This window comes from Brevibacillus formosus, from assembly GCF_003013405.1.
GTDB classification, from domain to species: domain Bacteria; phylum Bacillota; class Bacilli; order Brevibacillales; family Brevibacillaceae; genus Brevibacillus; species Brevibacillus formosus.
In genome coordinates, this window is sequence record NZ_PXZL01000035.1 from 33,488 (window position 1) to 53,260 (window position 19,773).

The following is a 19,773-nucleotide window of genomic DNA, read 5'->3' on the forward strand; positions in this document are numbered from 1 at the left end:
TTATTGCTCCTCTTTTGCTTTGCGAAATCTCGGTTTCACTGGCTGAATGAGATAGATGGAGAGTAACAGGCAGAATAGTGTAATAATCCCGAAAAACAAACAGTAAACCGCGTACGGGTCCACATTCCCAATCCTGATCTGCGGCCCTTCTTCAAAAATGTTCAACATCGCAAACAACGGGTTAAAATTATGCAGGAGATGTGGCCAGTCCGGCATAGGCATGGATGACATGCTACCAGACCGGCGCTGGTACCGAATGAACTCTTTGATAATTTCCGCCAGTATGCTCGACCCGATCGCAAATCCAAACACCACCGCATAAGTGACAACCGTAGCGATACCAGTCCGTTTGATCAGCGTAGACATGAGCACACCAATGCTGCCGATGCCGAACATCGTGACGACGTAAAAGCCAAACACCTTGATCACCTGTGCAGGTGAAATTCCTCCATACAAAAAGACGATGGCATAGAGCGGGATGGTCGCAATGACCAGAAAGGTCATGAAGCTGAGTGACGCCAGCCATTTGCCTAAAATCAACCGTGTTGCGCTGACATTCGTGGTCAACAGCACACTCAACGTCTGGCGTTCGCGTTCACCGGAAATCACACCTGCTGTCAGTCCCGGCACTACGAAGCTGATCATCCCGAGCTGAAACACAGACAGCATCATGAACAGCTCGCGTGTATCATTCGGGTTGTAGTAGCTGCCGCCGTTTGTCATAAAGAAAATAATCGTGAGCGTCATTGCACCCAAAACGAGCAAATATAACAGGATGATCCACGGTGACCGATTGGTCCGCATCCGCATTTTCCATTCATTAAACAAGACAGGGTTGCGAAATCGTCTCAAGTCGCTCATGAGCCCACCCCTTTCGTAATTTCCAGGAAGATTTCTTCCAAATCACCTACTGCTTCATTAAACGCGGCAACAGGATAGCCTGACACCGCGAGCTCCCGCAGCAGCTCAACCTGTTCTTCGTCATTGCCTGAAAAGCCTGCAACGACCCAGTTCCCTTCACGTGTCACCCTGGTTATGACGGGCATCTCACGAAGGCGCGTCATTGCTTCCTCAACCCGATCTAACAGGCGAATGCGCAATACTCGCTGTTCTTGCATTTTCGAGTAAATCTCATCGACTCGTCCAAAGGCAACCAGATTGCCTTCCTCCACAATCCCGATGACGTCGCACATCTCCGCCAGCTCAGGCAATATGTGTGAGCTAATGATAATCGTCTTGCCCATATCCCGCAGTTCCTTCAAAATCTCCCGCAGCTCAATGCGTGCACGCGGGTCCAAGCCAGAAGCCGGTTCGTCCAAAATGAGCACTTCCGGATTGTGAACCAGCGAGCGTGCCAGTCCGAGGCGTTGCTTCATCCCCCGCGACAACGAGTCGACGTAGGCATCCCGCTTGTGGGTAAGATTCACCAGCTCTAATAACTGCGGAATGATTTGTTTTCGTTCAGCTGCCGGAATATCGTAGTTCGCACCGTAAAAATCAAGGTACTCTTCTGCTGTCAAATTGTCGTAGACACCAAAAAAGTCTGGCATGTAGCCGATCAGCTTGCGCACTTCCTTTGGATGCTTGGTCACTTCGTAGCCGCCTACGTATGCTTTCCCACTGGTCGGCTCCAATAAAGTCGCCAAAATAGACATCGTCGTCGATTTTCCTGCCCCGTTCGGACCGACGAAACCAAAGACGGTACCCTTGTCAATTTCGAGCGAAAGTCCTTTTAACGCTTCCATTTTGCCGTAGCGCTTGCGCAAATTTTGAATCTGGATCACTTTTTGCTCACCTTCCCTTCCACACTGACACTTGGAACCCCAATGTGGCGATCATCCTCAAACTGGTGGGCAAATTTGATGCGGACAATGCCGTCGCCCGAAACATAAGTAGTGGTCTTATCGCTTGTCATGACGTTGTTCATGAATGCTTTTTCAAATGGTTCGAAAGCTTTTGTCTTCCAGTTGTAAACCTCTTTTCCAAATGTCGTATTGTCCTCTGACCAGGTGTACAGATACAAATTGCTGATGGCAAGCTCCTGTCCTTCCTGATTCAAATTGATGTCAAAGGTAATATCCCCAGCAGGGAGTCTAAAGCCATCTCCGAAGTCATCTACTGGAACTGAGCTGCCCGACATCGTCACATCAAATGATCCCGTCGGATAATAAATGTGTCCATCCTTGGATGGATTCACTTGCAGCGTCGAAGTGACCATCGCAATGCTGTTGTTCTCCGTATTTTCGTTTGGTACGACAGCCTCAACAACTTGCGCATCGGTCCATCCCACGAGTTTTACCACTTCAGACGGACCACTACGTCTGTCCAGCATGTCCAGCATTTCCACGATGAGTTGCTCACGCGTTTCTCTTTCATAGCCATTCGATTGCATGTACTGCGGCAGCGCATGCCCCATATTCATCCGATGTTGATTCCGCCTTGCTTGTTGTTGAGGGGCAAACGGCAAGTTCACTTCGATACTGCTGCCAGCCGCCAACTGTGGAAACTCTTGTACCTGCATACCTGTCGAGATCGTCACGTCTCTTAGCGAGTACTTCGTATGGTTCGTCACGGTTCCTTTCAGTGCACCGTTCTCATACGACAGGTTCGATTCAATTTTTCCTACGTCCGATAAGGATTGCTCCGTCGCAACCTTGCGCATCGACCAAAATTCTACATCGCGGAAATCAATATGGGTCTGATCTGGCTGTATGGAAATCCACGTTCTCGGAATTTGATCGATATAGTCTCCTTCAGTGACGGGTTGGGTTTTGCCTTCTCCCTTTATAGTCAATCGATAGTCGTCATTACTCGGTACGAATAATGCGGTTACGCTCACTGCATTCGCCTGTCCGTTGTTTTGCAGCTCAACATAACCTACCTGATGCAGCTTTACACCCACCCCCCGCTGGATGGCACCAATCGAGAAGATTCCGATTCCCGCCAACACCGAAAGGGCAGGGACAATCACCCACATGTAGCTTTGCTTGCGGCCTCTCCGCAAAATATAGAAAAGAACTGGCCCGACAACCAGGGCATAAATTCCGAAAAATACTGCGAACCAGCCAACCTCCGGAATTTTCAAGGACGGGACGCGATCAGCAGCATCGCGAAGCGGCCATACGTTGTCGATCATGCTCCTATTTGAAGTGTTGATGAAGGAACCAAAAGCCTTTACTAATGTATCTGCCCAAAAGCGACTGTTTCCTGCCCAACTGGCCACTGGTTCCGCCGCCAAATCATAGGCGACGTACAATACCTTTCCGGCTCCCACGTTATGTACAGCCATCAGCGGAATATTTCCTTCGCTGTACAGAACTTTCCCTGCCTTCACTGTCCCATTGCTTACAGTAAAGGGGGATGTCAGTGCAATCGGGTTGGTCTTATCCGCTTTTAAACTGTTAAGTGTCTGTACGCTCGTCACTCCAGTCACTTCTACTGGCGACAAGTCACTCAAAACGCCTCCGGCTTTCTTGTACTGCGCTCCTCCGGCTAAAATCAGCATCCCGCCAGAATTCGTCCAATCCCGGATCGCTTTGATCTGCTGTTCATTCAATGAATCCAAAGCAAAATTGTTGATCACGAGCATATTAAGCATCTGTAGCTGTGTACCTGTCACTGGCATATTGTCTGCCTTCATCGTCAAGAGCTGGACAGGGTTATGAATGGAGCCTTTCGGCAGTACACCAAGGAAATTAGCTGTGTCAGGATTTTCTGCCAGCACGCCAATCATCAACGTATCTTCGGTGTATGAAACGCCTGTTACCGGAGTTTGCGCCATGATCTTGTTATTTTGCATCAAAGCTACAAAAGAACTGCTATCCAGCTCTGATCCAGGAACGAGAATGGTTACCTGCTTGGTCACTCCGCTTGCAATCGAAACCGGCTGATAATTGGCAACTTCGAAGCGACTGTCTCCCCGTACCCCCGTGGCGACAAAAAGATCGCCTTCGATATCCGCCCCTCCATTTCTCACCGTGACCACAACGGGAACCATCCCGACCTCCCTGTACTTTCCTTCAATTCCGACTGTTACTCCCAGCTGAATGTTTCCCTCTGCCAATGCTGTCCCCGTTAATCCTAAAGGAACACCTGCTACCAACAGGAGGAACGCACAGAAGGCCAGGAGCCATCGCTTACACTGCGCCGTTTTCATTCGTTCAAAACCTCCACGGACCATTCTTTTATCTTCCTATCTTTTCTACTCATACAATTATTGACGTTATTTCCATACAAATAGCTACATTTTTTTCAAAATGAAGTCTACTGGTCACTAAGTGCAGAGTGAAAAATAGAAAAAACGTCAGGATTGTGCTCTGACGTTTTTTCGTAATCCTTCTATGACATGCCATACCCTACATCCTGAAGTCTCGCCGGATCAAACATATCGGCTATTGCCTGATGCACATGAGGCGGGTGCTCTGCCAATCGATGACACAAGTACAAGTACCACTCTGTCCCATACGTGAGGTACAAGCGCACCGGAACCCTCTTTTCTCGCAAAGCATGAGCCAGTTCAGGGCGAACCCCGTATAACAACTCAACCTCTACATTCGGTCGATGCAAATAGTCTCGACGGGCTAGCTCGTCTACAATCGCTTGGTCGTGCGTGGCGAGTGAGCATTCTCGCCCAGCTTGCACACACATGTCAGCCAGCTCCAGGTATCGTTCGTTCAACTCCACTGAACGCGCCAATGCGATTTCCTGGGGTTCCCTGAATGCGCCTTTGACCAAACGAATTTTTCCTGGGAGCTCTAGCACCCTTTTCACATCATCCAACGAGCGGTGCAAATGCGCTTGAATCGTAATGCCCACATTTTCATGTCGCTGTGCCAAGCGCTCATACATGCTGATGATCGCCTCTGTTTTCGTCGATTCCTCCATACTGATCATCAAATACTGGCCACTATGACTCGCCCGCTCCGCCAACTCGTCTACGTGGGCAAACGCCATCTCTAGATCCAATAACAAGCCGAGATGGGACAGATCAAAGGAAATCCCGACTGATGTATGTAGTTGGGAGCAATCCGCAGTTAGCGCCAGAAATTCCCGCTGCGCTTCATGAACAACCTGCAAATCCAGCGTATTTTCACCAATGTGTTCAACTGATAGACGGTAGCCCATTTTTTCCAAGCGTTGGGCTATTTTCATTGCATCCGCACGCGTTTCGCCTGTCACATAACGTTTGGCAGCAGTCAAAAGCAATGGATATAACAAGGGCGATGTTCTGACCACTTCCTTGATCCGTTCATCACGGGCGATTGTACGTAAAATCTCTGCGGTTCTTCTCATTTCTGGCGTCATCTTTCTCTCTCCTTTGACAATGGCATACCTCTTCTCTTCCTTCACCCTACCATGGTACGCTTGTGTGGATTAGGTCCAGTTTCCCACTATTTTGAGAGGACCAGTTACATAAGGAGGCTCACACGCCTTGCTCTGGATGACCATTGACCGAGAGAAACCCATTCCGTTAATCAGACAAATTTACTCTGAATTGCGCACAAAGATTTTGAGCGGAGAACTGACAGCTGGCTTCAAGCTTCCTTCTACCCGCAAAGTAGCCAGCGAACTGCACCTCTCTCGTAATGTAGTGTTAGAGGCGTACGAGCAGCTATTAGCCGAGGGCTACATCGAGAGCAGACGTGGCTCTGGGTATTTTATTGCTTCCGGTATTTATTTGGAACAGCACGCTCGGGTGACAGAGACTGGGTTGCCAAAAGTGGATCAGCCCTTCAACGAAGCCGAGAGCAAGCTGATCGATTTTCGTTCCGGTATTCCTGCTCTGGAGCACTTTCCTCGCAGCCTCTGGGGCAAAACCGTCCAGCGCGTCTGTCAGGAAGCGCCGCTGTCAGTATTTGGCTATAATCGTCCCGAGGGACGCACGGAGCTGCGCACGATTTTGTGTCGCTATTTGTATCGAACGCGCGGCGTGCAATGCGAACCCGAGCAGATTATTATGACATCCGGGGCTACTCAGGCGCTCACCCTGATTGCCAACGTGCTTCTGCGCCCTGATAGTCACGTAGTCATCGAGGACCCGATCACCCACGATATCCAAAGTATTTTCACCAGGACAGGCGCTCGTTTACTGCCTGTTCCGACAGATGCCTACGGGATGGATATGGATCAGCTACCGTCATTATCTGCCCATCGCCCCCGCTTCGTATTTGTCACTCCTTCTCATCAGTTCCCGCTCGGCGGCACCATGCCCATCCAGCGAAGACTTCAACTCATTCGTTATGCACGGGAAGCTGACTGCTACATTGTCGAGGATGATTACGACAGCGAGTTTCGCTACGATACCGCTCCCATCAGCTCCATTCAGGGGCTTGCCTCGGAGCGTGTTATCTACATCGGTTCCTTTAGCAAAATTCTTTCTCCCTGTCTACGCCAGGGATACCTCGTCCTCCCAAAAGCATTGGTAGCTTCCTATCAGCAAGCGAAATGGCTATCCGATTTGCACGCTCCTTCGATTGATCAGCTTGCCCTAGGGGTTTTTATCGAGGAGGGGCACCTAGAGAAATACGTGAATCGCGCGAAAAAGCTGTACAAAAAACGCCGACAATGCTTGATTGATGCTCTTCAGCTGGCTTTTGGAGATCGTATGCGTATTTGGGGGGAGGCCGCTGGTCTGCATATCGTAGCTGCTTTTCCAACGGTTCGCTTCACACCTGACGTCCTGACTTCACTGGAGCAAGCCGGAGTTCGTGTCTACCCAGTTGAGGAACACACCATTGTCAAAGACAAGCATACGGATAAAATCATTCTCGGATACGGCAATACCAATGAGGAACAGATCAAAGAAGGGGTCGAGCGGATCAAGGCTGTTTTAACGAATATTCCGCTGGAGAAAGCAAAATAACCTCAGTCAAATCTTTTGAGCGAGAATGCCTGTATCTCTTGATTCACCACGTTTTCCACCTTTTACAAAGGAAAGAGCCAAATCTAGAATGCTCCACAAGATTTGGCTCAAGACTATTACACTTCCGTTTTTATCTTCTGAAAAAATAGAGGATGATTAACGCCAGCGACCACAGCATCTAGGATGGCAATGCCGACAGAAATCTGGACATCTGCGTCTACGATCTCGATCCCAGTCACGCCCACGATCCCAATCTCGTCCTCGATCCCAGTCTCGACCACGACCCCAATCATCTCTTTGCCATGGATAATAGGAAGACTGCCCATACGATGACTGCCATTGCCCGCTTGGATAATTCACGTAACCGCCTTCTTTCCTCTTATTTTTTGTTGACTATATGTGTATATGCACGGTGACGTTTATCCGCATAGACTAATGACCTCCATATTAAATAAAAGGGTATCTACCTATGTCCTCTATCATCGTCATTTACCTATTTTCTTTACGGACAAACACCAAAAAAACCGGTATTCCTACGAACAGGAATAACCGGCTTTTTACAACCCTGATGCCCTTATGATTTCGTCCACAGTTCTCTGCGAGAAGTGGTTACAGAAGTTGCACCCGCTTGAATGGCGCGATCTACATCATCCATTGTGCGAATAAATCCTCCAGCGATAACCGGAATTTTGGTTCGTACAGTGATTTCTTCGATCAGGTGGGGAATGATTCCTGGCAAAACCTCGACGTAATCCGGCTTGGTTCTCTCCAGCTGAGTAAGACTGCTATCTAATGCCATCGTATCAATGAGAAAAAGTCGTTGGATGGAAATGAGTCCTTTTTTCTTGGCAGCAAGAATAGCACTGTTCCGTGTGGTGATGATACCTTCGGGCTGTGCTTCTTGCGCAAGAAACTCCATCGCATATTCATCCGACTTCAAGCCGTCAATGAGATCAGCATGGATCAGCAGTTTTTTCCCGAACGCTCTTGCCCGTTTTCCCAGTGGCTTTACTTGCGCTACATGAGCATTCAGCAAAATAATCCGCTCGTAGGAGCTTTCCATGAGTTCATCAAATTCTTTTAACGTCCGGGCTGCAGGAAGTATGACTTGATTGATCTGGTTTGCCAATCACGAATCACCCCTATTGAAATGTTTTCGCAAGATGATATTCCTCTTCAAACGCTTTTATTTCATGTTCTTTCCTCTCATCCGACCATTGCAGCTCATGCGCGAGCTCTTCTCCAACCAATCGATACACAGGCTCCAGTGTATCTCTCTCGAAGAATAGTCTGCCACTGCGACGAATCAGAAAATCGCTCATGGTCATGACCATTTCTTCCTCTACAGCGTAGCGCAGTTCTGCTTTCAACAGTGCTTCGATTGGAGACACATTTTGAGCATTTTGTGACAAAAGCTCCTGGCACATCGTTACGATTTTCTCACTGTTGCTTCCATATTTCCCGACAAGAACACGAATTTGTTCCTCGGTGATTCCCCATTGGCGAAGCCGCTCTGCCTGTGCTTTTACAAATACAGGAATTTTGGCTGCGGAATCAAATTTTCCGCCAGAGAGGACGATTTTATCTGTCTGACAAGCTCCAAATGCTCTGCCCTCTTCTTCAGTCAACTGCTTGACCACCACATCGACAATGCGCTCGGCCATCTTGCGGAAGCCCGTCAATTTTCCACCTGCGATCGTAATCAGCCCGCTTTTGGAATAAAAAATCTCGTCCTTGCGTGACAATTCGGATGGGGACTTGCCATCTTCATGGATCAGCGGTCTGAGTCCTGCCCAGCTGGAGCTGACATCCTGTTCCGTCAGTTTCACAGATGGGAACATCTCGTTCGCGGCATTCAACACATACTCCATGTCTTCTCTCGTCACCGTTGGCCGCTCCAGCACACCTTTGTAATTCGTGTCAGTGGTACCGATATACGTACTGTTATTCCGCGGAATGGCAAACAACATGCGCCCATCGGATACATCGAAATAAACGGCCTGCTTCAATGGAAGTCTGTTATATGGCACGACCAGATGGACACCTTTTGTCAGGTGGAGGCGCTTGCCGTACAGGGAGTGATCTTTTTCTCGTAGCTGATCCACCCAAGGACCTGCTGCGTTGACGATTTTTTTGGCATGGAGGGAGTACTCCGTACCCGTGAGCAAATCCTTCGCGCTAATTCCGATGACCTTGCCGTTTTCATAAATAAAGCCAGTGGCTTCGGTATAGTTCACGCAGAGCGCTCCGTGCGAGCTTGCTGTTTTCATGACCTCAACGGTAAGCCTTGCATCATCTGTCCGGTATTCGAAATAGAGCCCGCCGCCCTTGAGAATATCGCGGCGCAAAAGCGGTTCTGCCTCCACGGTTTTCTGTTTGTTCAGCATAATGCGTCGTTCTTTTCTTTCGACTCCAGCCAACACATCGTAAACATACAGACCAATAGAGGTTGCCAGCTTGCCATAGGTACCATTTTTCACGATTGGCAAAATCATTTTTTCAGGGATGACGATATGTGGTGCATTGCGATACAAAATGGCTCGCTCCCTGCCTACTTCCCGCACCAGTTGCACATCGCCCTGCTTCAAATAGCGCAACCCTCCGTGAACGAGCTTGGTAGAGCGACTGCTGGTGCCCGCAGCGAAGTCCTGTTTTTCCACGAGTCCAACTGTAAGTCCTCTCGCGGCTGCATCGAGGGCAATACCTGCTCCCGTCACCCCACCGCCAATTACCAAAAGATCGAGTTGTTTGTTTGCCATTTTATCCAGACAAGCCTGGCGTTGACTTGATGATAATGCATGTTGATCGTTCATCGTTCTTCTCATCCTTTCTAAAAAGAAAAAGACAGCCAATATCCAAAAGAAGCAATGCAATCTCATTGCCCTTCTGATACTGGCTGTCTCCGTAGTCTCCACAGCATGATTAACTTATCTCTAACTTTAGACCTCTTTTACGCAAAAATCAATGCCTAATCTTGTAACCCATCGTTGCCGTTACAGCTTGCTTCCAACCTGCGTACAGCTCTTGGCGCACTTCCTCCGCCATATCCGGTGAGAAGGAGCGCTCCACCACTTTGTTATTCACGATATCTTCCTTGCTGCCCCAATACCCGACGGCAAGCCCTGCCAGGTAAGCTGCTCCTAGCGCGGTCGTTTCATTGACACGCGGACGCTCTACCTCTGAATTCAGGATGTCGGACTGGAACTGCATCAAAAAGTTGTTCGCCACGGCTCCACCGTCTACCGCCAGCTTTTGCAGCCGGATGCCGGAATCAGCCTCCATCGCTTCAAGCACATCCCTTGTCTGATAAGCCAGAGACTCCAGCGCTGCCCGGATCAAATGATCTTCCGTCGTTCCACGGGTCAAACCGAAAATCGCGCCTCTAGCTTCCATATCCCAATACGGCGCTCCCAAGCCAACAAAAGCCGGAACCATATAGACACCATCTGTACTGTCAACAGCGAGTGCGTGCTTTTCCGAATCCGATGATTTTTCGATCACCTTGAGTCCGTCACGCAGCCATTGAATCGCCGCACCAGCTACGAAAATACTGCCTTCCAGGGCATACTCTACCTTGCCATCCACGCCCCAGGCAATGGTCGTCAGCAACCCGTTTTTGGATGCAACTGCCTTTTCTCCGGTATTCATCAACATGAAGCAGCCTGTTCCGTAGGTGTTTTTGGCCTGCCCTTCCGCAAAGCACGCCTGCCCAAACAGCGCAGCCTGCTGGTCTCCGGCAATCCCGGCAATCGGAATCTGGAATTCGAAGAGCTTCTCGTCTGTGTAGCCATACAATTCGCTGGAAGGACGGACAGCTGGCAGCATGCTTTTCGGAATTTGCAGCATGTTCAACAGCTCATCGTCCCACTCCAAGGAATGAATATTAAACATCAACGTACGCGAAGCATTGGAATAGTCGGTCACATGCACAAGACCATTGGTCAGCTTCCAGATCAGCCACGTATCAATGGTTCCAAACAAGAGGTCGCCTTTCTCTGCTCTTTCCCGTGCTCCCTCCACATGATCGAGCAACCATTTTACCTTTGTGCCGGAAAAGTAGGCGTCAATCAACAGCCCTGTCTTTTCACGAACGGTTTGCTCATGGCCTTGCTCTTTCAACTGGTTGCAAATATCGATGGACTGTCTGCTTTGCCATACAATCGCATTGTGGATGGGCTTACCCGTATGCTTATCCCATACCACGGTTGTTTCCCGCTGATTGGTAATCCCGATTCCTGCGATTTCTTCCGGTTTCACATGATTCTCCAGTAAAACCGCTTTCAAAACTTCCAGCTGTGATTCCCAGATTTCCTCGGCATTGTGCTCCACCCAACCCGGCTTCGGATAGATTTGCGTGAATTCCTTCTGGGCAACGCCGATAATGGCACCTGATTTATCGAATAAAATAGCGCGAGAGCTCGTGGTTCCCTGATCGAGGGAAAGCATATATTTATTTTCCATGATAATGTTCCTCCTTCAGTCATATGGAGTCGCCTTCATTCTTTCCTGTATGTCTAGGAACGCGCACTTTCGGATGCGAGTCGCTCCTTGCTGCCGATTGATTTTTTCGTTGTCATGCCGACCACGATGGCAATCACCATGAAAGCCGCTAATGCTATTACACCTGTCAGCGAATGGTCTGTAAACGTCCATTTGTAAAAAAATGCTCCACTTACAGCTCCAATGATAGGTCCAACAACAGGAATCCATGCGTAGCGCCAGTTGGACTTTCCTTTGCCGTGGATGGGCAAGAGGGCATGGGCGAGGCGAGGTCCGAGGTCACGGGCTGGATTGATCGCATAACCAGTAGTACCACCAAGAGACAAACCAATGGCTACGATCAGGAAGCCGACGATAAACGGATTGAGTCCTTCTGCAAATTTATTCGCTCCGATCGCCAGTAGACCGAGCACCAAGAAAAACGTACCTAAAATTTCGCTGAAGAGATTTGCGATTGTATGGGGAATAGCGGGTCCTGTTGCAAATACCCCCAATTTGGCTCCGGCATCATCCGTCTCACGCCAATGCGGGTAATAAAAGATCCAGACAAACGTCGCGCCCATAAATGCCCCAATCAGTTGAGCCGCTATATAGCCCGGCACATGCTCCCACGGAAATTGACCGATGCTGGCCAGTGCAATCGTAAGTGCCGGATTCAAATGCGCTCCGCTAATGCTTCCTACCGCATACGCTCCGCACGCAACTCCCAGCCCCCAGCCCAGCGTAATCACAATCCAACCGCCGTTTTGGGAATACGCCTTTTTCAAGTTCTGTCCGGCGCAAACACCTGCCCCCAAAATGATCAAGATCATTGTCCCGATCAGTTCCCCTACATAAATAGACATGCCCCATCCTCCCCCTTTTTGGAAAAATTGTAAAATCACTTCCGTAAAGCGCTTACAATTTGCCAACTCCTTTGTGGTTTGTCTAGAGAGAAAATAAAAAAGCTAATACTCGCAACCTGAGAGCGAATGCCCTCATTTTGCAAATATTAGCTGATCTCCCAATCTCCACAGCACTATTAACTTAAGACCTACTATATAGCCACTGCTCAAAATTTGTCAAGAATTCCTTTCCTTCACTTTTGCCAGTTCTCGCATCAAGCCAGGCAAAAAGAATAACGGATAAATCAGCAGGTACAGGTTCGGAATCCACCAAGACCAATCAAAATCTGCCTTGAACGCCCAAAAAGCGATTGCCTGCAAACCCGAACAGGACGTCAAAATGAGCGATAGCATGGCGAGCGGTTTCCAGATGTGCCGTCCTCTGCGATAGGCGTACAGACTGGCAAAGCCCGTGATGGAAATGAAGATATCCAATGGAAAAAAGGACAGGTTCCATGCGAGCAAATTGGGGTCGTAGTAATCCTGATACAAGTATTCCACAGGGAGAAGCTCCAAAAATGTAATAAACCAGTATGCGACAAAAGCCACATCGGTGACCCAGAAGAAAACTAGCATAGCTCTCACATTTTTCTCACTCATTTCGCCTCAGCTACTCCTGTATCTTTAGAAGATTGCACGTGAGAGGAGTCTCCCAGATTCAACAGCACACAGCCCACGATGATCAGTCCGACAGCAATTACTTTTTTGACAGTGAAGGCATCCTTGAAGACCACCACACCAATGACCGCGATGATCGCCGTGCCGAGACCAGACCAAATAGCATAGGCAGTCCCGACCTCCATTTCCTTGAGCGCCAGGCTCAGCGACGAGAAGCACAAAATATAAAAGATAAACATCATCACACTGGGGACAGGCTTGCTCAGCCCGTCAGACAGCTTCATCGATGTTGTTCCAGCCACCTCTAGCAAAATGGCCATTAATAGATAGACCCAACTCATTATGTTCCTCCTACTTACTTGTTTGAAGACGATGAATCAACGATGCCGCCTAGTAAAATATCGATGACCGCATCCAGCGCATCGCCAATCGTCACATGATGCTGGTTCGCCAACTGCTGATCAATTAGCTGGTTGAGCGTCCCGGTATACATCTGAATCAAGATCGGAAGCTGGATACGACGAAACACGCCCTCCTCTACCCCTTGCTCCAGAATGATCCGAACATGCTCCCACTCCTGTTGATTGAACTCGTCGATCAGCTTCCATTGCTCGGGATAGTAGCGCTTCAGCTCGTACCACACGCGCAGGTCCGTTCGTGAGAAGTTGTTCGGGACGAGTGCGAGGAGCTGTCGCATCTTCTCTACCAAATCGATGTCAGGATCATGCAAAATCTGATCTTCCGCTTTACGCAAATCCTCGATGTTTTCTTCAATGACTTTGGTGATCAAGGCCTCTTTCGATGGAAAGCTCGCATACAACGTCTTGGTGCTAACACCTGCGCGCCGAGCTAAATCAGACATGGTAAAACGAACGCCCTTGGTCTCAATCTCATGATAAGCGCATTGTAGGATTCGCTCCTGCATGTTCTTGCCCCCTCTAGAAAACATGGAAAATATTTTGTTTTTCATATTTTCCAAAACGTACTCTTATCATAAAGGCGTACTCGTGGCTTGTCAACAATCGCCAAACCACGCTTGGCTCAGTGCCTCGATACCGGAATCGATTTTTTTCAATGGGATGCCCGCGAAGCCGAGGAAAAACTCTTTTGGCAGGGGATTGGGTGGCACCAGCCAAGTAAACGATGCGGACGAGGCTCTCACACCTGCCTGAATCGCCAGCTTTTTCAACTCCTCCTCGCTTCGCTCACTGTTCACCCGAAGCAATATATGAAAACCCGCATCGGCTCCGATAACAGTCGCCCTTTCGCCAAAATGCTTGTGCACAGCCAGCAGCAGCGCGTCGTGCTTTTTGCGGTACAGCTTGCGCATTTTGCGGACATGCTTTTCGAAGTATCCTTTTTCCATAAAGGCTTCCATCGTCCGCTGATGCAGTCGGGATGAGGATGGTTCCAGCAGTGTCTCGCGAAGCAGGCTGTAGTACATATTCAGCAGAGATTCTGGCAAAACCATGTACCAAATGCCTAGTGCAGGTGCCAATACCTGCGCAAAGCTCCCCATATAAATGACATTCGCATGCGGGAGCAAGCCTTGCATAGATGGAATCGGTCTGCCATGGTAACGAAACTCTCCGTCGTAATCGTCTTCGATGATGTACCCTCCCACACTTTTGGCCCATTCAAGTAATTGCAGTCGTTTGGATATAGGCATGATCATCCCACGTGGGTATTGATGAGCCGAAGAAACGGCAGCCAACCGAACCTCTGACTCGTATAGCTCACTGACGCTAATTCCATCCTCTTCCAGTGAGATCGGCACCACGTCATAGCCGTGCTGGCGAAACGTATTGGCAAATAGCAAATACCCCGGATTTTCTACGCCGATGCGTTGGAACTGCGGCTTTACCATCAAACAGATCAGGGACAGCAAGCCAAACTGGTCCGCCCCAATCACCACTTGATTCGGTGAACAAGCGACGCCCCTGTACCTGCGCAAGTAATCAGCGATTTGGCTCCTGAGTCCAGCCTCTCCTTGTGGATCGCCATAAAAAAGATTCTCCTGCTCCTCTATGTGAAGTGTCTCATTGTACAAACGCCGCCAAATCATGGTTGGAAATAACGAAAAATCATTACGGGAGAGATGAAAGTCATAGACGTATTCCCGCTCGTCACGCAGCATAGGCCGCTGGATGGTTTGTATGCTCGCACCCGGCTTCACCTCTGGATCAGGCAATTTCTCCACATAGTATCCACTGCGCGGTTTGCTCTGGATAAAACCTTCTGCAAGCAGCTGCTGATACGCCATTTCCACAGGTGTTGTGCTTAAGCCCAGCAGGTCAGCCAGCTTGCGAACGGACGGCAGCTTGCTATTCACCGCCAAGCGTCCTGCGACGATCTCCTTTTTCAAATAAGCATAAAGCTGTACGTATTGCGGCTCGTTGTCGTTTTCCTGCCAGTTTAGGGTCAAGAGCATCTCGATTTCCCTCTCCATCTGTCCTTTTCATTTTTACAAAACTGCACATTTTCAAGTATACACTTGCTCGTTATCCTAAAAAGAAAGAAGTTTTGCACGAACAGGAGGACAACGACTATGTCTGTGACACAACAAGAGAACACAAATGCAGCGGTTCGCTTTTTGGAAGGAGAACGTGTCTTTTTGCGACCGATTGGCACAGAAGATACCGAATTATACTTCCGCTCCTTGTTCAACAAGGAAACGCGTATGTTGACTGGTACCCAAAAGCATTTCACGCGTGAGCAAATCCACCAGTACATCGCGAACAAAGGCCAGGACGCTTCCAGTGTCCTCTTATTGATCTGCCTGTGCGAAAATGATCAGGTGATTGGCGACGTTCAAATTGGCGATATCGATTCGAAAAATCGCAGTGCCTTCATTCGAATTTCTATTGATCAAAATGCCTATCAAGGCAAAGGCTACGGAAGCGAAGCCCTTCTGCTGATGCTCGATTATGGGTTTGGCATCCTCAATCTGCATCGCATCGAGTTAAACGTATTCGCCTTTAACGAACGCGCCATCCACACGTATGAAAAGCTCGGCTTCCAGCGGGAAGGTGTCCAGCGACAAGCGCTTTATTACAACCACGCCTATCACGACTCCATTCTCATGTCCATGCTGGCAGATGAGTATCGAGCGAAGTATTTGAAATAGCAAATGGAAAACGCACCGGGGGGTACGGATAATCCACCCAAGGTGCGTTTTTACATTTTGGCTTAGACTCCACAGAAAAGAATTCACTCTAGGTAAATACGATCTAGAAGGAGTATAATTGTGTAAATGATAGGAAAATCCATCCATTTCCCAGTAATCACTTCAAGAAAGAGAGATTGATATGAAAAGAAAACTCCTGATCACCCTAAGCTTGTTCATCGTGCTGAGTGTATTGACGGGTTTCCAATCTGCATCAGCCAACACCTTGCAACAGTCATTACAATCTAACCTTGTCCCTGCTTCAAAAATGGAGCTTCCTGCAAAAACCATCATCGGGTTTGGAGAAGCTACGCATGGCAACAAGCAATTCACTACGCTGAAGTTAGATATTTTTAAACATCTGGTCGAAAAACAAGGTTATCGCGTATTTGCCATCGAAGGAGATTTTGGCGGTGGACAAAAGGTCAATGAATACATTTTAGGCGGCAGTGGAACTGCGCAGGATGCCGCAAAAGCCATCGGGTTTACGATTTACCATACAGAAGAAATGGCGGCGCTTCTCTCTTGGATGCGCTCCTTTAATGAGCAACGAGATGCCAAAGATCAAATTCATTTTTATGGCTTTGACATGCAACGCTATGACCATAACAAAAACGGGCTATTCTCCTATTTGAAAAAAGTTGATCCGGCACGCGCATCCAAGTATGAGAAGCTGCTTACGAATCTGAATGATCAGACGGTGTATGACCAAAAGATCGCCCTCGTACAGGAAGCGCTCACCCACATAAAAAGCTTGATGGAACAGATGAAACAAAACCAATCCGTCTACATCGCGAAAAGCTCTGAGAAAGAATATGAGCTGGCTATCGCCTTCGCAGAATCAATCAAGCAAAATGCTACACTGCGCGGAACAAACACAAACTATGGCAATACCCGTGATCGCTATATGGCGGACAAAGTGATGTGGATTTTATCGTTTGAAAAGAAACATTACGGCCGCAATAACCTGTTCATTACCGGACACAATGGACACATTGAAAAGACCTCCACTTCCGCAGGAATAACAACCTGCATGGGGGCACATCTCGCCAAAGCCTTGGGGGACCAATATTACGCAATCGGAAGTGAATTCTATGAGAGCACCTTCCTTGCAAAAGACACCACTACCAATGAGCGCAAAGCGTTTACTGTAAAAAATAGTGGCAAAGATCGGCTAGCTGTTCTGTTTGCACAGACAAACATGCCAGATGGATTTCTTGATTTTTCCAAGGCAAAGCATCATCAGGATCTTTACACCTATCTGAATAAAGGGCAGTCTATCAGTGCAATTGGTGATGTTTTTAGTGGATGGTATGGAAAAATGGAGAAGATGTATACGTTGCAAATGGTTCCGGCAAAAGCTTTTGATGCAATCATCTTCGTGCGAACGGCTACTCCTTCAGTTATGATAACGGATTAACGGGTGGACATTTGCCTGGTAAAAAAGTTACGGCAGCCATTGAAACTGGCTGCCGTTTTTTGAGGGTATGCGATTATTGCTCCAATACCTTTTCAAGCTCGCCGCACCAATTGCTCCAGCCATACTTGGCTCCACCCAGTGCTTGAGCATTTGAGATTCCAGTTTGTTCGAGATGAAGGTTAACCTTTCCGTTTCCTAAATCCTGCAACGTCCAGGTGACGGTGTGCTTTTCTCCTCCACTGCACCACGTATAGGACAACCGGTTTGGTTCTTCTACGATAAGCACTTCCCCTTCAACAATTCCATCCCAATATTCGGTCGGCTGAGTGCGAAACTGAAAGTGGTGTCCGATGACGGGCTTAAAATCATTTTCCATCGCTTGTCCGGTATGGACGTTGACCATCCACTTGGTAAGCTTGTTTGCATCGGTTAAAGCGGACCAGAGCTTCTCCATCGATGTCTTGTACTGAAAATCCAAGGATAATGTTAAACTCATTCTTCTTCCTCCTCTAAAAATTGGTTCAAGCGCAGCATATTCGTACTCCAGAACTTCGTGTAGAAAGCCAACCAATCTTGAATTTCTCTAAGTGGAGCGGCGTTTAGCCTAAATCGCGTTTCTCTGCCGACTTTTCGGTCAAGTACCAGTCCGGCCTCTTTAAGGATTGTCAAATGCTTGGATACCGCTGTGCGCCCCATTTGAAACTGTGCCGTTAATTCATGAAGCGGCATCTCCTCTGCCTCTGCTAACAGGCGAATCAGTTGACGCCTGGTTGGATCTGCAATCGCATCAAACACATCCCGTAACGGGTTGTTCTCGCTCACAACACTCCCTCCAAAATCTGATTTTCTGTAGTGTGGTGGGGATAGCCGTTAATTTCTGCAACCTCCCTAAAGTTTGCGGCTCATCGGACGTAGCGCCCACGAGGCGATATTTAGCGCAGCGTACGTTTCGTGAGATAAAGCCGCACCAGTCATTAAAAAGAAGATACCAGCGTGAACCCATTCTTTAAGCCGAGGAAAACCCGGGATGACGAGAGCAATGGCTCCAAGCACTTTCCACATCCCGAGAATGGTCAAAATGTATAGCGGGTAACCAAGATTCGTCACTAACTCGATGTTTCCCCCAAATTGCATCAGCTGTCCAATACCACTTAGCATAATAGCTACTGCGAGTAGTAATGTGACTGACCAATAGGCAATCATTTTTCCTCGGGGATTGGTTTCTGCTTTCGCGATTGTTTCCACACCGTTAATTTGACCCATATGTTTCCCCCTCATAATGGTTTCAAATGAAACTTATTCAAATTCCAAACTTTCCAAATGACTAACTGCTGATTGGACACCAAATAGTGTCACTTTGATAATACGACACCATTTGGTGTCCTGTCAACAACGTTCTTTACCAAAGCCAGTGTATTTGTCCCCTAACTGCATGCTAAAAAGCCCCGGCGCGTTCATGCCGGAGCTTGGTGATTGTCACTCGATTCTGGATAACTGCCTGTTAACGTAACCCTTGACTAAGTTCTACGATCCTATCCTTCACATTTCCAGTGCTAAGTCCCCCGTGGTAACAAACCACAGATGCAATGTCGAGGTCTGCATACTTTTTCAACGAGAGTCTAGCTGCATTCATATCTGGCGTGGTCGGGGCATGAATGCCTTCGAGCACACCATTTACACTGTACATCGAATCTCCGGCAATGAGGGTCTTGCTTTGCTTTACATACAGGCTGATATGACCGGGAGTATGACCAGGGGTATGGATGACGCGAATCCCGCCGCAAAACGGCAGTTCCTGACCGTCGCTCACGGTATGGTCCACTTTGCCTTTCGGAGGATTCTCAAGGTCTCCGTCTTTTAAAAGTGGGAATTCCCCCTGAATATACGGCTTATCCAGTTCGTGTGCATAAACGTGAACCTGACCTCCGCACTCCTGCAAAATCTCTGGAAGACTACCGATATGATCCACATCCTGATGCGTCAAAATCACAGCTTTTAGTTTGTTAAGCGGTACACCTGCCTTTTCCATGGCCACACGTAAATCTTCCATTTGTCCTGGGAATCCGGTGTCTATTAAAACAACCATGTCTTGATCCCACAAAAGAATCGGATGAATGATATTCCCTTGAAAATCCAGATGAAGCATTTCGACTCCCTTTGAAATCTCCATTAATCAGCCCTCCGTAAAATTATTTTTTACGTAAGATTATATTATTGTGTTGGTTTCGTTGTTGTCAACCATTTTATAAAAAAAAGCCATTCCTTTAAGGAATGGCTTCTTCATTCATTATTCATTCAAAACCGGATCTGCATGATCAGTTGC

General features: G+C 48.2%; 20 protein-coding genes. 3 read left to right on the forward strand and 17 right to left on the reverse strand.

The window, feature by feature from the left end; translation table 11 throughout:
• The 4 genes from C7R91_RS26365 to C7R91_RS26380 form a co-directional block, all read right to left on the reverse strand.
• Positions 1 to 861, reverse strand: a complete 861-nt coding sequence (locus C7R91_RS26365; RefSeq protein WP_047073362.1) for an ABC transporter permease — start codon at positions 859 to 861, stop codon at positions 1 to 3.
• Positions 858 to 1,784, reverse strand: coding sequence for an ABC transporter ATP-binding protein (locus C7R91_RS26370; protein ID WP_047073364.1), 927 nt, complete (start codon positions 1,782 to 1,784; stop codon positions 858 to 860). The genes C7R91_RS26365 and C7R91_RS26370 overlap by 4 nt, the downstream gene beginning before the upstream one ends.
• Positions 1,781 to 4,156, reverse strand: a complete 2,376-nt coding sequence (locus C7R91_RS26375; protein WP_236697959.1) for a DUF8815 domain-containing protein — start codon at positions 4,154 to 4,156, stop codon at positions 1,781 to 1,783. Before C7R91_RS26375 ends, C7R91_RS26370 begins: the two co-directional genes overlap by 4 nt.
• 182 nt (positions 4,157 to 4,338) lie before the next feature.
• Positions 4,339 to 5,304, reverse strand: a complete 966-nt coding sequence (locus C7R91_RS26380) for a proline dehydrogenase family protein (RefSeq protein ID WP_047073367.1) — start codon at positions 5,302 to 5,304, stop codon at positions 4,339 to 4,341.
• Positions 5,305 to 5,431: 127 nt separating this feature from the next.
• On the opposite strand from C7R91_RS26380, the gene pdxR (C7R91_RS26385) reads away from it, so the two are divergent.
• Entirely contained in the window at positions 5,432 to 6,862 is a 1,431-nt protein-coding gene (gene pdxR / locus C7R91_RS26385) for a MocR-like pyridoxine biosynthesis transcription factor PdxR (protein WP_047073368.1), read from the forward strand.
• 116 nt (positions 6,863 to 6,978) lie between these two features.
• Here the strand turns inward: pdxR (C7R91_RS26385) and C7R91_RS29530 are convergent, their stop codons facing one another.
• From C7R91_RS29530 to pdxR (C7R91_RS26430), 9 genes are all read right to left on the reverse strand, one after another.
• Positions 6,979 to 7,188, reverse strand: coding sequence for a hypothetical protein (locus C7R91_RS29530; protein WP_047073370.1), 210 nt, complete (start codon positions 7,186 to 7,188; stop codon positions 6,979 to 6,981).
• 248 nt (positions 7,189 to 7,436) lie between these two features.
• Complete coding sequence (locus C7R91_RS26395) at positions 7,437 to 7,991, reverse strand: glycerol-3-phosphate responsive antiterminator (RefSeq protein ID WP_047073371.1); 555 nt, start codon at positions 7,989 to 7,991, stop codon at positions 7,437 to 7,439.
• Positions 7,992 to 8,004: 13 nt separating this feature from the next.
• Positions 8,005 to 9,675, reverse strand: a complete 1,671-nt coding sequence (locus C7R91_RS26400; protein ID WP_047073372.1) for a glycerol-3-phosphate dehydrogenase/oxidase — start codon at positions 9,673 to 9,675, stop codon at positions 8,005 to 8,007.
• A 148-nt stretch (positions 9,676 to 9,823) separates the two neighbouring features.
• On the reverse strand, positions 9,824 to 11,323 hold the full coding sequence (gene glpK, locus C7R91_RS26405; RefSeq protein WP_047073373.1) for a glycerol kinase GlpK: 1,500 nt from the start codon (positions 11,321 to 11,323) through the stop codon (positions 9,824 to 9,826).
• A gap of 53 nt (positions 11,324 to 11,376) precedes the next feature.
• Positions 11,377 to 12,207 (reverse strand): MIP/aquaporin family protein, encoded by an 831-nt coding sequence (locus C7R91_RS26410; protein ID WP_047073374.1) that lies wholly within the window; start codon positions 12,205 to 12,207, stop codon positions 11,377 to 11,379.
• A gap of 216 nt (positions 12,208 to 12,423) precedes the next feature.
• The gene (locus C7R91_RS26415) at positions 12,424 to 12,846 is read right to left on the reverse strand and encodes a YvaD family protein (protein WP_047073375.1); all 423 of its coding nucleotides are present in this window, start codon (positions 12,844 to 12,846) and stop codon (positions 12,424 to 12,426) included.
• Positions 12,843 to 13,205 carry a DMT family transporter gene (locus C7R91_RS26420; RefSeq protein WP_047073376.1) on the reverse strand — a complete coding sequence of 121 codons (363 nt, stop codon included), beginning with the start codon at positions 13,203 to 13,205 and terminating at the stop codon, positions 12,843 to 12,845. The genes C7R91_RS26415 and C7R91_RS26420 overlap by 4 nt, the downstream gene beginning before the upstream one ends.
• Before the next feature lie 14 nt (positions 13,206 to 13,219).
• On the reverse strand, positions 13,220 to 13,789 hold the full coding sequence (locus C7R91_RS26425; RefSeq protein WP_047073377.1) for a TetR/AcrR family transcriptional regulator: 570 nt from the start codon (positions 13,787 to 13,789) through the stop codon (positions 13,220 to 13,222).
• 90 nt (positions 13,790 to 13,879) lie between these two features.
• Positions 13,880 to 15,295 carry a MocR-like pyridoxine biosynthesis transcription factor PdxR gene (gene pdxR, locus C7R91_RS26430; RefSeq protein ID WP_047073378.1) on the reverse strand — a complete coding sequence of 472 codons (1,416 nt, stop codon included), beginning with the start codon at positions 15,293 to 15,295 and terminating at the stop codon, positions 13,880 to 13,882.
• A 117-nt stretch (positions 15,296 to 15,412) separates the two neighbouring features.
• Between pdxR (C7R91_RS26430) and C7R91_RS26435 the strand changes: the two genes are divergently transcribed.
• Both C7R91_RS26435 and C7R91_RS26440 read left to right on the forward strand, forming a co-directional pair.
• Entirely contained in the window at positions 15,413 to 15,991 is a 579-nt protein-coding gene (locus C7R91_RS26435) for a GNAT family N-acetyltransferase (protein ID WP_047073380.1), read from the forward strand.
• A 181-nt stretch (positions 15,992 to 16,172) separates the two neighbouring features.
• Complete coding sequence (locus tag C7R91_RS26440; RefSeq protein ID WP_047073381.1) at positions 16,173 to 17,450, forward strand: erythromycin esterase family protein; 1,278 nt, start codon at positions 16,173 to 16,175, stop codon at positions 17,448 to 17,450.
• A gap of 73 nt (positions 17,451 to 17,523) precedes the next feature.
• Here C7R91_RS26440 and C7R91_RS26445 read toward each other — a convergent pair whose 3' ends face one another.
• From C7R91_RS26445 to C7R91_RS26460, 4 genes are all read right to left on the reverse strand, one after another.
• A complete protein-coding gene (locus C7R91_RS26445; RefSeq protein WP_047073383.1) occupies positions 17,524 to 17,946 on the reverse strand; it encodes an SRPBCC family protein in 423 nt (140 codons plus the stop codon).
• Complete coding sequence (locus C7R91_RS26450; RefSeq protein WP_047073384.1) at positions 17,943 to 18,272, reverse strand: ArsR/SmtB family transcription factor; 330 nt, start codon at positions 18,270 to 18,272, stop codon at positions 17,943 to 17,945. Before C7R91_RS26450 ends, C7R91_RS26445 begins: the two co-directional genes overlap by 4 nt.
• 66 nt (positions 18,273 to 18,338) lie before the next feature.
• Positions 18,339 to 18,713, reverse strand: a complete 375-nt coding sequence (locus C7R91_RS26455) for a DoxX family protein (protein ID WP_047073385.1) — start codon at positions 18,711 to 18,713, stop codon at positions 18,339 to 18,341.
• A 238-nt stretch (positions 18,714 to 18,951) separates the two neighbouring features.
• On the reverse strand, positions 18,952 to 19,620 hold the full coding sequence (locus tag C7R91_RS26460) for an MBL fold metallo-hydrolase (protein WP_047073386.1): 669 nt from the start codon (positions 19,618 to 19,620) through the stop codon (positions 18,952 to 18,954).
• Between the last annotated feature and the right edge of the window lie 153 nt (positions 19,621 to 19,773).

Coding starts and splice junctions, on each gene's coding strand:
- C7R91_RS26365 (WP_047073362.1), bottom strand. CDS start 861: ATGAGCGACTTGAGACGATTTCGCAACCCTGTCTTGTTTAATGAATGG.
- C7R91_RS26375 (WP_236697959.1), bottom strand. CDS start 4,156: ATGAAAACGGCGCAGTGTAAGCGATGGCTCCTGGCCTTCTGTGCGTTC.
- C7R91_RS26380 (WP_047073367.1), bottom strand. CDS start 5,304: ATGACGCCAGAAATGAGAAGAACCGCAGAGATTTTACGTACAATCGCC.
- C7R91_RS29530 (WP_047073370.1), bottom strand. CDS start 7,188: ATGGGCAGTCTTCCTATTATCCATGGCAAAGAGATGATTGGGGTCGTG.
- C7R91_RS26400 (WP_047073372.1), bottom strand. CDS start 9,675: ATGAACGATCAACATGCATTATCATCAAGTCAACGCCAGGCTTGTCTG.
- glpK (WP_047073373.1), bottom strand. CDS start 11,323: ATGGAAAATAAATATATGCTTTCCCTCGATCAGGGAACCACGAGCTCT.
- C7R91_RS26410 (WP_047073374.1), bottom strand. CDS start 12,207: ATGTCTATTTATGTAGGGGAACTGATCGGGACAATGATCTTGATCATT.
- C7R91_RS26415 (WP_047073375.1), bottom strand. CDS start 12,846: ATGAGTGAGAAAAATGTGAGAGCTATGCTAGTTTTCTTCTGGGTCACC.
- C7R91_RS26420 (WP_047073376.1), bottom strand. CDS start 13,205: ATGAGTTGGGTCTATCTATTAATGGCCATTTTGCTAGAGGTGGCTGGA.
- C7R91_RS26425 (WP_047073377.1), bottom strand. CDS start 13,789: ATGCAGGAGCGAATCCTACAATGCGCTTATCATGAGATTGAGACCAAG.
- pdxR (WP_047073378.1), bottom strand. CDS start 15,295: ATGCTCTTGACCCTAAACTGGCAGGAAAACGACAACGAGCCGCAATAC.
- C7R91_RS26435 (WP_047073380.1), top strand. CDS start 15,413: ATGTCTGTGACACAACAAGAGAACACAAATGCAGCGGTTCGCTTTTTG.
- C7R91_RS26440 (WP_047073381.1), top strand. CDS start 16,173: ATGAAAAGAAAACTCCTGATCACCCTAAGCTTGTTCATCGTGCTGAGT.
- C7R91_RS26445 (WP_047073383.1), bottom strand. CDS start 17,946: ATGAGTTTAACATTATCCTTGGATTTTCAGTACAAGACATCGATGGAG.
- C7R91_RS26455 (WP_047073385.1), bottom strand. CDS start 18,713: ATGGGTCAAATTAACGGTGTGGAAACAATCGCGAAAGCAGAAACCAAT.
- C7R91_RS26460 (WP_047073386.1), bottom strand. CDS start 19,620: ATGGAGATTTCAAAGGGAGTCGAAATGCTTCATCTGGATTTTCAAGGG.